The 12,339-nt window shown below is 67.9% G+C and carries 12 protein-coding genes and 1 tRNA gene; 5 read left to right on the forward strand and 8 right to left on the reverse strand.

Annotated features, from left to right (window positions below; all coding sequences use genetic code 11):
- Positions 1 to 36: 36 nt before the first annotated feature.
- Complete coding sequence (locus tag ACQP2T_RS00655; RefSeq protein WP_433514251.1) at positions 37 to 906, forward strand: rhomboid family intramembrane serine protease; 870 nt, start codon at positions 37 to 39, stop codon at positions 904 to 906.
- 33 nt (positions 907 to 939) lie between these two features.
- Here the strand turns inward: ACQP2T_RS00655 and ACQP2T_RS00660 are convergent, their stop codons facing one another.
- A complete protein-coding gene (locus ACQP2T_RS00660; RefSeq protein ID WP_357938355.1) occupies positions 940 to 1,185 on the reverse strand; it encodes a cell division protein CrgA in 246 nt (81 codons plus the stop codon).
- A gap of 175 nt (positions 1,186 to 1,360) precedes the next feature.
- On the opposite strand from ACQP2T_RS00660, the gene ACQP2T_RS00665 reads away from it, so the two are divergent.
- The 3 genes from ACQP2T_RS00665 to ACQP2T_RS00675 are packed head-to-tail and all read left to right on the forward strand — an operon-like array spanning position 1,361 to position 2,713.
- Positions 1,361 to 1,984, forward strand: coding sequence for a class E sortase (locus ACQP2T_RS00665; protein ID WP_433514252.1), 624 nt, complete (start codon positions 1,361 to 1,363; stop codon positions 1,982 to 1,984).
- A gap of 1 nt (position 1,985) precedes the next feature.
- The gene (locus ACQP2T_RS00670) at positions 1,986 to 2,144 is read left to right on the forward strand and encodes a hypothetical protein (protein WP_358176611.1); all 159 of its coding nucleotides are present in this window, start codon (positions 1,986 to 1,988) and stop codon (positions 2,142 to 2,144) included.
- On the forward strand, positions 2,141 to 2,713 hold the full coding sequence (locus ACQP2T_RS00675; protein WP_358534086.1) for an anthranilate synthase component II: 573 nt from the start codon (positions 2,141 to 2,143) through the stop codon (positions 2,711 to 2,713). Before ACQP2T_RS00670 ends, ACQP2T_RS00675 begins: the two co-directional genes overlap by 4 nt.
- Positions 2,714 to 2,903: 190 nt before the next feature.
- On the opposite strand, the gene pknB is transcribed toward ACQP2T_RS00675, so the two are convergent.
- The 7 genes from pknB to ACQP2T_RS00710 all read right to left on the reverse strand — a co-directional run bounded on the left by pknB (position 2,904) and on the right by ACQP2T_RS00710 (position 11,712).
- Positions 2,904 to 4,763 (reverse strand): Stk1 family PASTA domain-containing Ser/Thr kinase, encoded by a 1,860-nt coding sequence (pknB, locus tag ACQP2T_RS00680; RefSeq protein ID WP_433514253.1) that lies wholly within the window; start codon positions 4,761 to 4,763, stop codon positions 2,904 to 2,906.
- Between the two features lie 82 nt (positions 4,764 to 4,845).
- Positions 4,846 to 6,318: a serine/threonine-protein kinase gene (locus ACQP2T_RS00685; protein WP_433514254.1), complete on the reverse strand. Its 1,473-nt coding sequence runs from the start codon at positions 6,316 to 6,318 to the stop codon at positions 4,846 to 4,848.
- Between the two features lie 21 nt (positions 6,319 to 6,339).
- Entirely contained in the window at positions 6,340 to 7,803 is a 1,464-nt protein-coding gene (locus ACQP2T_RS00690) for a peptidoglycan D,D-transpeptidase FtsI family protein (RefSeq protein WP_433514255.1), read from the reverse strand.
- Positions 7,800 to 9,188, reverse strand: coding sequence for an FtsW/RodA/SpoVE family cell cycle protein (locus ACQP2T_RS00695; protein ID WP_433514256.1), 1,389 nt, complete (start codon positions 9,186 to 9,188; stop codon positions 7,800 to 7,802). The genes ACQP2T_RS00690 and ACQP2T_RS00695 overlap by 4 nt, the downstream gene beginning before the upstream one ends.
- The gene (locus ACQP2T_RS00700; protein ID WP_433514257.1) at positions 9,189 to 10,487 is read right to left on the reverse strand and encodes a Stp1/IreP family PP2C-type Ser/Thr phosphatase; all 1,299 of its coding nucleotides are present in this window, start codon (positions 10,485 to 10,487) and stop codon (positions 9,189 to 9,191) included.
- On the reverse strand, positions 10,484 to 10,954 hold the full coding sequence (locus ACQP2T_RS00705; protein WP_214635377.1) for an FHA domain-containing protein FhaB/FipA: 471 nt from the start codon (positions 10,952 to 10,954) through the stop codon (positions 10,484 to 10,486). The genes ACQP2T_RS00700 and ACQP2T_RS00705 overlap by 4 nt, the downstream gene beginning before the upstream one ends.
- Before the next feature lie 17 nt (positions 10,955 to 10,971).
- Positions 10,972 to 11,712 carry an FhaA domain-containing protein gene (locus ACQP2T_RS00710; RefSeq protein ID WP_433514258.1) on the reverse strand — a complete coding sequence of 247 codons (741 nt, stop codon included), beginning with the start codon at positions 11,710 to 11,712 and terminating at the stop codon, positions 10,972 to 10,974.
- A 201-nt stretch (positions 11,713 to 11,913) separates the two neighbouring features.
- Between ACQP2T_RS00710 and ACQP2T_RS00715 the strand changes: the two genes are divergently transcribed.
- Positions 11,914 to 11,996 (forward strand) — tRNA-Leu (locus ACQP2T_RS00715).
- Positions 11,997 to 12,339 lie beyond the last annotated feature (343 nt).

Raw genomic sequence — 12,339 nt, forward strand, 5'->3', positions numbered from 1 at the left:
AGCGCGGCACTGCCGCGCAGGCCATAGGCTGCGGTCATGACCAGCCAGCCGCCCAGCCCGCCCCCGCAGCCAGAGCAGCCCGCGGAGGCCGTGCCGACGTGCTACCGGCACCCCGACAAAGAGACCTGGGTCCGCTGCCAGCGTTGTGAGCGCCCCATCTGCCCCGACTGCATGCGCGACGCCGCCGTGGGCTTCCAGTGCCCCGAGTGCGTGAGCGAGGGCAATCGAGGGGTACGCCAGGCGCGGTCGGCGTTCGGCGGCGCCGTGGTCACCACGCCATACGTCACCTGGGTGACCCTGGCGCTCAACGTGCTCGTCTTCGGCGCCCAATATCTGACGAGCAACGCGGTCACGGCAGAGCTGGCCATGCGGCCGTACAACGTCGTCGCCGGGCATGAGTATTACCGGCTGCTCACGTCGGCGTTCGTGCACGACGGGCCGTTCCACATCCTGTTCAACTGCTGGGCGCTCTACGTCGTCGGCCCCTACCTGGAGCGGGCCTTCGGGCACACCCGCTACCTGGCCGTCTACCTGGTCAGCGCGCTGGGCGGCTCGGTGCTCGGCTACTGGCTCGACCCGCTCGGCCAGTACACGGTCGGGGCGTCAGGAGCCATCTTCGGCCTGTTCGGCGCCGTGTTCGTGGTGGGGCGCAAGCTGAACATGGACGTACGCGGCATCGCCGTGCTGATCGCGATCAACTTGGCGATAACCTTCCTGGTCTCCGGCATCAGCTGGACCGGCCACATCGGCGGCCTGATCACGGGATCGGCCCTTGCCGGGGCCCTGGCCTACGCTCCCAAGAGCAACAGGACCCTCTGGCAAGTGCTGACGGTCGTGGGAGCGCTGGCCATCCTGGTCGTGCTCGTGGCCGTCAGATCCTCGGCCCTCCTGGGCGGCGTGGGCTGACTTCCCCAGGGTGTGGAAAAACTGTGGAAAAAACTAGCGCCAGCGGGTGGAGAGCACGACCCCGAAGATGATGAAGACGAACCCGATCAGCAGATTCCAGTTGTGGAGATCGCCGATGAAGGGTGCGCTGGGCGCCACGTAGTAGACGGCGATCCACAGGATGCCGAGGATCCACGACACCACCATCGTGGGAGCCAGCCAGCGCGGGCTGACCGTGACCTGCTGGGACTTCTGCGGCGGCGTGTAGACCGCCTTCTTGCGAGCCTTGGACTTGGGCACTGGAAACTCCTGCTGGGCGCCTGGGCATCCGGATCGTCCACAGGCTATTCGTTTTGAGAGGTAACCGTTTTGAGCGTAATAGTTTTGAGCGTAGTGGAAGCGTGCCCAGGATAGTCGCCACGCGCATGAGATGGCGATCCCCGGCGTCCGGATGGGCCGCGCTTACGCTGAGTGAGTGAGGGCCGTGCTGCGGGCCGCGGGGGAATCGAGCATCACCGCGGGCCTGATCCTGTTGTTGTTCTGCGCCTACCTGCTGTGGGGGACGGGCGTCTATACCCAGCGCATGCAGGTGCAACTGCAGCAGGAGCTGGTGGAGGAACACTCGCGCCCGGAGCCGGCCAAGCTCCGGAAGATCGAGCTGGGCCGGGCCGTGGCCATGCTGCGCATCCCGAGACTCGGGCGCGACTACCACTACGCCGTGGTCGAGGGCGTGGACGCGGAGCACCTGAAGAAGGGCCCGGGCCACTACCCCGGCACCGCCCTCCCCGGACAGATCGGAAATTTCGTCATATCGGGTCACCGGACCACGTACCTGGCGCCGTTCAACCGGATCGACGAGCTCCAGCGCGGGGACGAGATCATCGTCGACTCCCCCGAGGCCCGCTACACCTACCGGGTGACCTCGCAGGACGTCGTCTACCCCGACGAGGTCGACGTGATCGCCCCGGTGCCCGGCAAGCCCGACACCAAGCCCATCAGGGCCTACATCACGCTGTCGACCTGCCATCCCGAATACTCCGCCGCCCAGCGGCTCATCGTGTTCGGCGTGCTGAAGAAGACCGAGCTCAGGATGGAATGACATGTACGGATGGCTCTGGGACAGGCTGCCGGGCGGCACGGGCACCAAGCTGCTGGCGGCCACCGTGCTGGTCGCCGTGGCGGGCGTCGTACTCTGGTATGCCGTGTTCCCGCTTCTCGAACCCGCGGTGACGCTCGACGAGGTGACCGTACGGAAATGACCCGCGTGCTGGTCGTGGACAACCACGACAGCTTTGTCCACACCATCGTCCAATATCTGCGTGAGCTGGGCGCCACGTGTGACGTGCGCCCGCGCGACGACGTCCGCGTGAGCGACGCCGACGGCTTCGACGGCGTTCTGGTGAGCCCGGGGCCCGGCACGCCGGAGGCGGCGGGCGTGAGCGTCCCCCTGGTGCGCCACGCGGCCCTGCGCGGCCTGCCGCTGCTCGGCGTCTGCCTCGGGCACCAGGCGATCGGCCTGGCCTACGGTGCCACCGTGTCGCGGGCGCCCGAGCTCGTACACGGGCGGACCAGCGCGGTGTCGCACGACGGGCTCGGGGTGTTCGCCGGGATCCCCTCGCCGGTGCGGATGACCCGCTACCACTCGCTGGCCGTACGGCCCGACACGGTGCCCGCCGAGCTCGACGTGACCGCCCGTACCGAGGACGGCGTCATCATGGGGCTGCGGCACCGCACGGCGCCTGTCGAGGGCATCCAGTTCCATCCCGAGTCCGTGCTGTCGGAGCACGGGCACCGGCTGCTCGGCAACTGGCTGCGCGGGATCGTGTAACACTCGGCCGCCGCCGGACGACAGACAGATGAGCGTCCCCGCCGTTGCCCCCGAGCGGCGGGGGCGCTCTTTACGTGTTCGACGTGCCAGGGCCGCCCCCGGAGTGGGAAAGCGGCCCTCTTTTACCTGCCTGACATGCCAGAGCCGCACTCCCGGTGCGGGAGGGCGGCTCTGGCGGGCGGTATGGGGATCAGCCCAGATTGCCGTCGTCGATCGGTGAGTCGTCGGTCGGCTGGTCGTCCGTCGGCTGATCGGTCGGTTGGTCGTCCGTCGGCTGGTCGGTCGGCTGCGGCTGGTCCGTCGGCTGGTCGGTCGGCTGCTCCTCCGGGCCTGTGGAGACCACGATCGTTATGGTGGTGCCGGGGTTGACCTTCGTGCCCTCACCGGGAACCTGCTGGACGACCGTGCCCTGAGGCTGCTCATTCGCCTGCGGGACCGCCTTGACCTTGAAGCCTGACGCCCTGAGCATCTTCGTGGCGTCCTGCTGGGTCAGGCCGATCACGCTCGGGACGGCGGCCTGGTCCTTGGGCACGTAAAGGATGACGGTGCCGTCCTTATCGACCTCCTCGCCGGCCTTGGGATCGGTCTCGATGACCTTGCCCTGCGGCTTGCTGGAGATCTTGGTCTTGATCGTGCCGGTCAGGCCGGCATCCTCAAGGAGCTTGTTGGCCTCCTCGGTTGTGGCACCGACGAGCCCATCGGGGACCTTCACCTTCGGCGGCCCCTTGGACACGATCAGCTTGACCGTGGAGTCCTTCGGGACTTCGGTGCCTTCGACCGGATCGGTCTTGATCACCGTGCCCTTGTCGAACTCGGCGTTGGCCTCCTGCACTATCTCGGACTTCAGACTCAGAGCGGTGAGTTGGTCCTGGGCGGCCTTCGCCTTCTGTGTGGCGAGCGCGGGGATCTTGATCTGCCCGGTCGTCTTGGTGCCGCCGCTGCTGAACACCGCGTAACCGATGCCGATGAACGCGCCGATGATCAGGAGCGGGATGACGATCCAGGCCGCGGTCTTGAGCGCGGTGTTGCCGCCGCCGCTGTTGGCGCGCCGCCGGCCGCCCCGGCCGCCGTGCCCGCCTTCGTCGTACTCGTAGGGGGGCACCGCGCGGGTGCCCTGAGTGGCCGGGCCGGTGGCGGACTGGGTAGCCGTCATCATGCGGGTGCCCGCGCCGTAGTTGCTGGTCATCGCCATCGTCTGGGCGTCGACCGGCATGCCGGACATCGCCCGCTGGATGTCGGCCCGCATCTCGCCCGCGTTCTGGTAGCGATGCGCGGGGTCCTTGGCCATGGCCTTCAGCACGATCGCGTCGCACCACGCGGGGATCTCGGGGTCGATCTGCGACGGCGGGATGGGCTCCTCGCGTACGTGCTGGTAGGCGATCGCCACGGGGGAGTCGCCGGTGAACGGCGGCTGGCCGGTGAGCAGCTCGTAGAAGACGCACCCGGTGGAGTAGATGTCGCTGCGGGCGTCGACGCGCTCACCGCGCGCCTGCTCGGGCGACAGGTATTGGGCGGTCCCTATCACCTGCGCCGTCTGCGTCATCGTCGCGGCCGAGTCGGCCATCGCGCGAGCGATGCCGAAGTCCATCACCTTGACGTCGCCGTTGCGGGTGATCATGACGTTGGCCGGTTTGATGTCGCGGTGGACGATGCCGCCGCGGTGGCTGTAGTCCAGCGCCCGCAGGATGCCGTCGACCAGCTCGGCCGCCCGCTCCGGCAACAGCCGCCGGTCGGCCCGCAGCAGGTCGCGCAGCGTCCTGCCGTCGACGTACTCCATCACGATGTAGGGCACCGGGGCGCCCTCGCTGACGTCTTCGCCGGTGTCGTAGACCGCGACGACCGCCGGGTGGTTCAGCGAAGCCGCGGACTGCGCCTCACGGCGGAAACGCGCCTGGAAGGTGTGATCGCGCGCCAAGTCAGAGCGGAGGGTCTTGATCGCGACTACGCGGTCCAGCCGGATGTCTCGGGCGCGATAGACCTCGGCCATGCCGCCGCGCCCGACGACGCCGTCGAGCTCGTAACGACCTCCGAGTCGCCGAGGCTGAGTCATTTCCTGCACTGTCCCTTACCGTTCATCTTGGGTACCGGCCTGCTCGCGGGCCGCCGGTGTCCATCATCGACCCCGTGGCGCATCACGTCTCCTCCTTCGGCGGGTTTGTGACACCCGGGTCAGGCGAAGCACTTGGTGTCGGAGTTGTCGGTGTAGTGGTGGGCCTGGGCGTCGGTGTGGGAGTCGGGGTACGGGTTGTCGGGGTGGACTTGGGGGTTGGCTTCCTGGATGGTGTTGCCGTCACGCTTACCGTAGCCGAACGTGAGGGTACCGGCCTCTTCGACTTCACCGTAACGACGGGAGGTCGTCGAGTGTGAGTCTTGGTCCTGGACGGCTTCCACACCGGAGTCACGCTCACCGACTCCGACGGGTCGGCGATGCTGGGCGGACTGGGCACCGCGTCGCGGTCCATGAAAGTGAAGGCGCTGAGCCCGACGGCGGCGGCGCAGCCCGCGCTGGCGAACAGCGCCAGCGTCAGCCTGCCCCTGCGGCGCCGGGGCAGGGCGGGCGCCGCGCCGGGCCGCCCGGTGATCGAGCCGGGGGACGGTGAGCGCAGCGTCGTGGCCGTCGGCGCGGCGAGGTCGTCGGTGATAGACCCCTCTGCCTGCCGCCGCCACTCCTGGAAGCCCTCCTGCCGCTGCCGTGTCCGGGCGCCCTCCTGCTGTCGCGTCCGGACGCCCTCCTCCTGCTGGCGTACGCGGAAGCCCGCCGGATCGGTGAGCATGCTGAGCTCGGCGCCCGACTTGTTGGCGGCCAGCGACTGGCGCAGCCGCTGGGAGCGGTCGGCGACCTCCATGGCCGACGCGGGCCGCTGCCGCGGATCCTTGGACAGCAGCACCATGACCAGCTCGCGCACCGCCGCGGGCACGTCGACGCCGAGCGGTGGCGGCGGATCGTTGAGGTGCATGAGCGCGATGGCCACCGGCCCCTCGGCCAGGAACGGCGTGCGCCCCGACAGGCACTCGTAGGCCACCACGCCCAGCGAGTAGAGGTCGGTAGACGGGGTGAGAGGCAGACCCTGCGCCTGCTCCGGACTGACGTATTGGGCCGTGCCGAGCACGGTGCCCGTCAGCGTCACCGGAGCCGACTCCATGGCGCGGGCGATGCCGAAGTCGGTCACCTTGATGACGCCCTCGGGCGTGACGAGCAGGTTGCCCGGCTTGATGTCGCGGTGGATGACCCCCGCCGAGTGGGCGGCGTGCAGCGCCTTGGCCGTCTGGTGCACGACGTCGAGTGTCACTTCGGGCATGAGCGAGCCGTTGCGGGTCAGGATGGCGGACAGCGGCTCGCCGTGCACCAGCTCCATCACCAGGTAGGCCAGGTCGCGCTGCTCGCCGTAGTCGAAGATCTGCGCGATGCCGGGGTCGGCCAGGGCGGCCGTGATCCTGGCCTCGTTGCGGAAGCGGCCGCGGAAGGACTGGTCGTCCTGGATGTGGCTGCGCAGCACCTTGACCGCGACCTCACGTCCGAGCAGCTCGTCACGAGCACGCCAGACATCCCCCATACCGCCCGAGGCGATGCGGGAGAGCAAGAGGTAGCGGTTACCGAGCCGCATGGTCCAGCAGAGTAGCGGTCATCACTTGTTCAGCACCGCCTCCATCACGGCTTTGCCGATCGGCGCGGCGGTGTGGCCGCCCGTCGCCTCGGCGCCGACGTTGGCCGCGCCCGACTCGACGATGATCGCGACCGCGACCTTCGGGTCGTTGGCCGGCGCGAAGCTGATGAACCAGGCGTGCGGCGGCTGACCGTTGGACGTCTCGGCGGTGCCGGTCTTGCCCGCCACGTCGACGCCGGGGATCTGCGCCAGGTTGGCGGTGCCGTTGTTGACGACGCTGACCATCATCTCGCGCAGCTTGCCCGCCGTCTCGGAGCTGACCGCCTCCGTCAGCTCCTCCGGCTTGGCGTCCTCGACCGAGTCGCCCTTCGCGTCAGTGATCTTGTTGACCAGGTACGGCTTCATGACCTTGCCGTCGTTGGCGATGCCCGCGGCGATCATGGCCATCTGCAGCGGCGTCATCTGGTTGCTGCGCTGGCCGATGGAGGACATGGCGACGGCCGCCTTGTCCTCCTTGGGGCCGAAGGAGCTCTGGGCCACCGACATCGGAATGCCGATCTGTGTTCCCATGCCGAACTTCTCCGCCTGCTCCTTCATCTTGTCGTAGCCGAGGTCCATTCCGATCTGGCCGAACGGCGTGTTGCAGGACTTCTCCAGCGCGTAGACCAGCGGGACCTTCCCGGCTCCGCAGGCCGCGCCGCCGTAGTTGGGCAGGCTGATGGTGGTGCCGGGCAGCTGGAGCCGCTGCGGGGCGTCCACGATCGTCTGGGGGCCGCGGCTGGAGTCGTCCTCGAGGTAGGCCGCCGCGGTCACCACCTTGAACGTGGAGCCGGGCGGGTAGGTGCGGTCGATGTTGCGGTTGAGCAGCGGCTGGCCCTTGTCCTTGGCCAACTCCTCGTAGCGGGGGAACACCTCGCCTTTGTTGGTGCCCGAGAGCTCGGCCGGGTCGTAGGTGGGCAGCGACACCATCGCCAGGATCGCCCCGGTCTTGGGGTCGAGCGCGACGACCGCGCCGCGCTTGCCGCTCTCGCGCAGCGCGTCGTAGGCCGCCCTCTGAGCCTTGGGGTTGATCGTCACGTCGACGTTGGCGCCCCTGGTGGGCTCACCGGTGAACAGGTCGATGCTCCGGCGCAGCAGCAGGTCGGAGCTGGAGCCGTCGAGCAGTTTGTTCTCGGACCGCTCGATGTTGGACTCGCTCTCCGGCGAGAAGAAGCCGGTGACGTGCGCGTAGAGCTTGCCGTCGGGGTATTCCCTGAGGAAGCGGAAGTCGCCGTCCTTCTTCTCCACCGACTGCGCCAGGATCACCTTGCCGCCGGCGGTGATGCGGCCGCGCTCCACGGCGTAGCGCGCGTAGTAGTTGCGCTGGTTACGGGGGTCTTTGCTGTATTGCTCCACCCGTACGGCCTGCACAACGTTCACGTTGATCATCAGAAGCGCGAACATGACCAGACAGGCCACGGCCGCACGCTTCAGAGTGCCGTTCATCGCTGGAACACCTGCGTCATTCCCTCGTTCTGGATCGCCTGGGGCGGAGGTCGCCGTGCCGAGTCTGACATGCGTACCAATAGCGCGATAAGGATCCAGTTAGCGAGCAATGCCGAGCCACCCTGGGACATGAACGGGGTGACCAGGCCGGTCAGGGGGATGAGGTTCGTCACGCCGCCGACGATGATGAAGACCTGCCAGGCCAGGATAAACGACAGGCCGCCGGCCAGCAGCTTGGAGTAGGGGTCGCGGGCCGCGAGCGCGGTGCGCAGCCCTCGCTGCACGATCAGCGCGTAGACCATGAGCAGCGCCATCAGGCCGGTCAGACCGAGTTCCTCGCCGGTCGCGGTGAAGATGAAGTCGGAGAACGACAGCGGGATGAGGTACGGGTGGCCCTGGCCGAGGCCGGTGCCGAGGATGCCGCCCGCGCCCATCGCGAACAGGCCCTGCATGAGCTGCGCGCTGCCGCCGAGCTCGCGGTTGAAGAACTCGGCGTTTCCGGGGTCGAGCCAGACCTCGATGCGGGCGTGCACGTGGTCGAAGATCTGGCTGGCGAGGAACGCGCCGCCGACGAACAGCAGGATGCCGATCAGCACCCAGGAGGTGCGCTGGGTGGCGATGTACAGCATCACGATGAAGGTGCCGAACAGCAGCAGTGAGGAGCCCAGGTCCTTTTGCAGCACGAGCACGCCCAGGCTGACCGCCCAGGTGATGAGCACCGGTCCGAGGTCGCGGGCGCGGGGCAGGTCGATGAAGAGCAACCGGCGTCCGGCCAGGGCCAGCACGTCGCGCTTGGCCACGAGGTAGCCGGCGAAGAAGATGACCAGAGCGATCTTGGCCAGCTCCGCGGGCTGGATGATGGCGGGGCCGAAACCGATCCAGATGGTGGCGCCGTTGACGCTCTTGCCCAGCCCGGGAATCAGCGGGGAGATCAGCAGGAACAGCCCGGCGAAGCCCGCGGTGTAGGTCAGGCGCTGCAGCGTGCGGTGGTCGCGCAGCACGACCAGCGTGATGGCGAACAGGACCACGCCCGCGCCGGTCATGATCAGCTGGTTGGTGGCGGACGCGCCGCCGGTGCCTCTCGCGCCCGAGGCCTCGATCCGGTAGATCATCACCAGGCCGATGCCGTTGACCACCGTGACCAGCGGGAGGATCAAGGGGTCGGCCCATGGCGCGAACTTGGCGAGCACCAGATAGGCGGCCAGCATGAACCCGCCCAGCCCCAGGCCGTACGTCAGCATGCCCGAGGGGATCGCGCCGTCGAGAGCCAGGCCGACGTTGGCATAGGCGCCCATGACGATCACGACCGCGAATCCGAGCATGGCCAGCTGGGCCCCACGCCGCTTGGCCGGCATGAGGACGGGGGCTTCCGCCACTTCACTCATCTACTGAGGCTTCGCCTTCGTCTTCGTCGGGCTCGCGGTGGGCGAGGAACTCGTGCTCGGGGTGGTCTTCGGCTCAGTCGGCTCCGCCGTGGTCTTGAAACCGTTGATCCTGGTCACGCCTTCCGCCAAGGTCTTGACCTCGATGCCGCCTTTGATCAGCGCCTGGTCGGGCTCGGAGAGCTGGGACAGCGGCTTGCCGGTGTGCTGGGCCACCGAGAAGAACTGGAACGGCCCCACCTCCTGACGGATGCCACGGAACACGACCACCTCGTCGCCCTTGGCCCCGACGAAGAACTGGTCCTGGCTCCACTGCCAGCCGAAATAGCCGCCGGCGCCAATGGCGACGACGGCCACACCCAGGACCGAGACCAGCATGGGCCAGGCCCGGCGCCGCTTGACCGGCCGCCGGGCCGCCTGCGGGCCCGGCTCGTCGAAGTCGTCGTCGGTGAGCACCGGCTGGGGCGCGGTCACCGCGCCCGGCCGACCCGGCGAGGTGTCGTGCGCCTCGAGCCGAAGGCGCGTCATGCCCGCCGCCCCGACGGTCGCCGACTCGGTGGTGGGCGCCTGCTGCCCCTCGGCGAGCTCCAGGACGTCGGCCAGGACGCAGGTGATGTTGTCGGGCCCACCACCCCGGTTGGCCAGGTCGATCAGCTGGCGCACGACCTCTTCCGGGTCGTCGATGTTGGTCAGCGTGGCATGCAGGGTCTCCGCGCTCACCACTCCGGACAGACCATCGGAGCAGAGGAGATAACGGTCGCCCACCTGCGCCTCGCGCAACGTGAGGTCGGGATCGACCTCGCCGCTCCCGTCGAGTGCCCGCAGCAGGATCGAGCGCTGCGGGTGCGTCGCGGCCTCCTCCGGCGTGATGCGCCCGTCGTCGACCAACTGCTGCACCAGCGTGTGGTCGTGGGTGATCTGGTAGAGCTCCCCGCGTCTGAGCAGGTAGGCGCGCGAGTCGCCGACGTGCACCAGGGCCACCGAGGTGCCGTTCCAGAGCATGGCGGTCAGCGTGGTGCCCATGCCCTTGAGGCTGGGATCCCGGCCCACCATCTCGTGCAGCTTGCGATTGGCGTCGCGTACCGCTGCCTCGATGGCGTTGAGCAGGTCACCACCCTGTTGGGCCTCGTCTAGCGAGGCCATTGCGGCGATGGCGACAGAACTCGCCACCTCACCGTGTGCGTGTCCGCCCATACCGTCTGCGACGGCTAGCAGACGGCCGCTTGCGTACGCCGAGTCCTCGTTTCCTTCGCGGAGGAGGCCGACGTCCGAGCGGGCGGCGTAGCGGAGTGCGATGGTCATTTTCGCAATTCAATGACTGTCTTGCCGACGCGGATCGGAACACCGAGCGGCACCGGGGTCGGGCGGGTGACTTTTGAGCGGTCGAGATATGTGCCGTTGGTCGAACCGAGATCTTCCACGATCCACTGACCGTCCTGAGGGAAGAGCCGGGCATGCCGGCTGGAAGCGTAGTCGTCGGTGACTACCAGCGTGGCGTCGTTCGCCCGGCCAATGGTGATGGGCGTCTCCGTGAGATTAATGGTGGTGCCTTGCAGCGGGCCACCCGTCACAACGAGCTGGCGTGGCTCGCCCTTCTTATTCTTCGGCTTGGCCGCCGGTTTGGTGGGCTTGATGCCCTTGCGTGGACCCGCGGGGGCCGTACGTGATCCGAACAAGTCTGTCCGGATCACGCCGACTGCGGCAATGACGAAGAACCACAGCACAGCCAGGAAGGCGAGCCGGATCAGCAGCAGCGTGAGCTCGGACATGGACCGTCTGTCTACCCCTAATCGCGCCGGAACACCAGTGTCGTACGCCCCAAGGTCACTCGCGTGCCGTTCTGGAGCTCGACTCTGCGTACCGGCTGGCCATTGACGAACGTGCCGTTCGTCGATCCGAGATCGACTAGGGCGACTTGCTGACCCTCGACGCGAATCTCCGCATGGTGGCGAGAGACGCCGGGGTCCACGAGACGAAGATCGCAGTCGGTGCCCCTGCCCAGCAAGGTCACCGGAGTGGTGAGCTCGTAGGAGCGGTCGCCCTGCGGATCGTCCTGAGTGGACACGAGCAGCCGGGGCCGCCCGCTGAACGCGTTGGGCCTGGATGGTGGCAGATCACTCGCCGGCTGGCGAATCTCGTCCTGCTCCACCGTCGCGCCGCGGATGACTCCCGACCTGATGCGGAACAACCCCACTGCCAGGTCGGCGGCGGTTTCGAAACGAACCCGGACCGGTCCCACGAAGGAGTAGCCCTGTTCTTTGGCGTACTCCCTGGCGAGGTTGGCCAGCTCGTGGCTGATGCTGTCGGCATAGACCTCAAGCCGCTCGCTGTCGGTCGTGGACAGTTCAACCACGAAGTCGTTGGGCACGAGCGTCCGACCTTGAGCGACGATCGCCGCACGCTCATCCATCTCCCGCTGAACCGCGCTGGCGACCTCGACCGGCTGAAGGTCAGATTTGAACGCCCGCGCAAAGGCCCCCTCAACCAAGCCTTCGAGCCTTCGCTCGAAGCGCTGAAGGACTCCCACCGGGTACCTCCCTTCCTCCGTGCATATGATCGCGGCCGCCGGACGCGCTCACCGCGCCTGGCCTCCGCTCGTTCCACGTCGCGGGTGGTCCCGGCGCTCGTCAGCTGTCGCGCCCAGCTCCTCCGCTCCCGTGTCTTATGCGATCGTATCCGGGTTCAGTACCAGCGGCTGTTCCGTGCTACTGTTTCTCCGCACCCACAAGGGCGGGTGGCGGAACGGCAGACGCGCACGGTTCAGGTCCGTGTGTCCGAAAGGACGTGAGGGTTCAAATCCCTCCTCGCCCACTCGTTGACGGGGACCCTATGGTCGCCAGCCCCCCTCCGGGGGGCTTGCTTCCCTCGGGTCCCCTCGTCGTTTACACCGGGGGGCGACCCCCGGACCCCCAGCAGGAAACCCGCTGGTGGTTGCTCACCGCCGGACCCCCAGTAGGAAACCCGCTGGTGGTTGCTCGCCGGTTGAGATCCTTGCGTTAACCCAACCCGCCCGTGGTGCTCTTTGGGCGGGGTCTCGCCTTAAACCGTCCGTGGTGCTCTTCGGGTGGTTCCTTGCGTTAATGCCTGTAGTGCTACTCATCGGCCAGTTGCTGGCTTGAATACTTGTGTGTGCGGCAGACCCACACTGGCGAAA

Origin of the sequence: Nonomuraea sp. CA-143628, assembly GCF_050942315.1 — a bacterium.
Classification (GTDB): domain Bacteria; phylum Actinomycetota; class Actinomycetes; order Streptosporangiales; family Streptosporangiaceae; genus Nonomuraea.

Coding starts and splice junctions, on each gene's coding strand:
- ACQP2T_RS00690 (WP_433514255.1), bottom strand. CDS start 7,803: ATGAACGGCACTCTGAAGCGTGCGGCCGTGGCCTGTCTGGTCATGTTC.
- ACQP2T_RS00675 (WP_358534086.1), top strand. CDS start 2,141: ATGACCCGCGTGCTGGTCGTGGACAACCACGACAGCTTTGTCCACACC.
- ACQP2T_RS00685 (WP_433514254.1), bottom strand. CDS start 6,318: ATGCGGCTCGGTAACCGCTACCTCTTGCTCTCCCGCATCGCCTCGGGC.
- ACQP2T_RS00695 (WP_433514256.1), bottom strand. CDS start 9,188: ATGAGTGAAGTGGCGGAAGCCCCCGTCCTCATGCCGGCCAAGCGGCGT.
- ACQP2T_RS00670 (WP_358176611.1), top strand. CDS start 1,986: ATGTACGGATGGCTCTGGGACAGGCTGCCGGGCGGCACGGGCACCAAG.
- ACQP2T_RS00655 (WP_433514251.1), top strand. CDS start 37: ATGACCAGCCAGCCGCCCAGCCCGCCCCCGCAGCCAGAGCAGCCCGCG.
- pknB (WP_433514253.1), bottom strand. CDS start 4,763: ATGACTCAGCCTCGGCGACTCGGAGGTCGTTACGAGCTCGACGGCGTC.
- ACQP2T_RS00705 (WP_214635377.1), bottom strand. CDS start 10,954: ATGTCCGAGCTCACGCTGCTGCTGATCCGGCTCGCCTTCCTGGCTGTG.
- ACQP2T_RS00700 (WP_433514257.1), bottom strand. CDS start 10,487: ATGACCATCGCACTCCGCTACGCCGCCCGCTCGGACGTCGGCCTCCTC.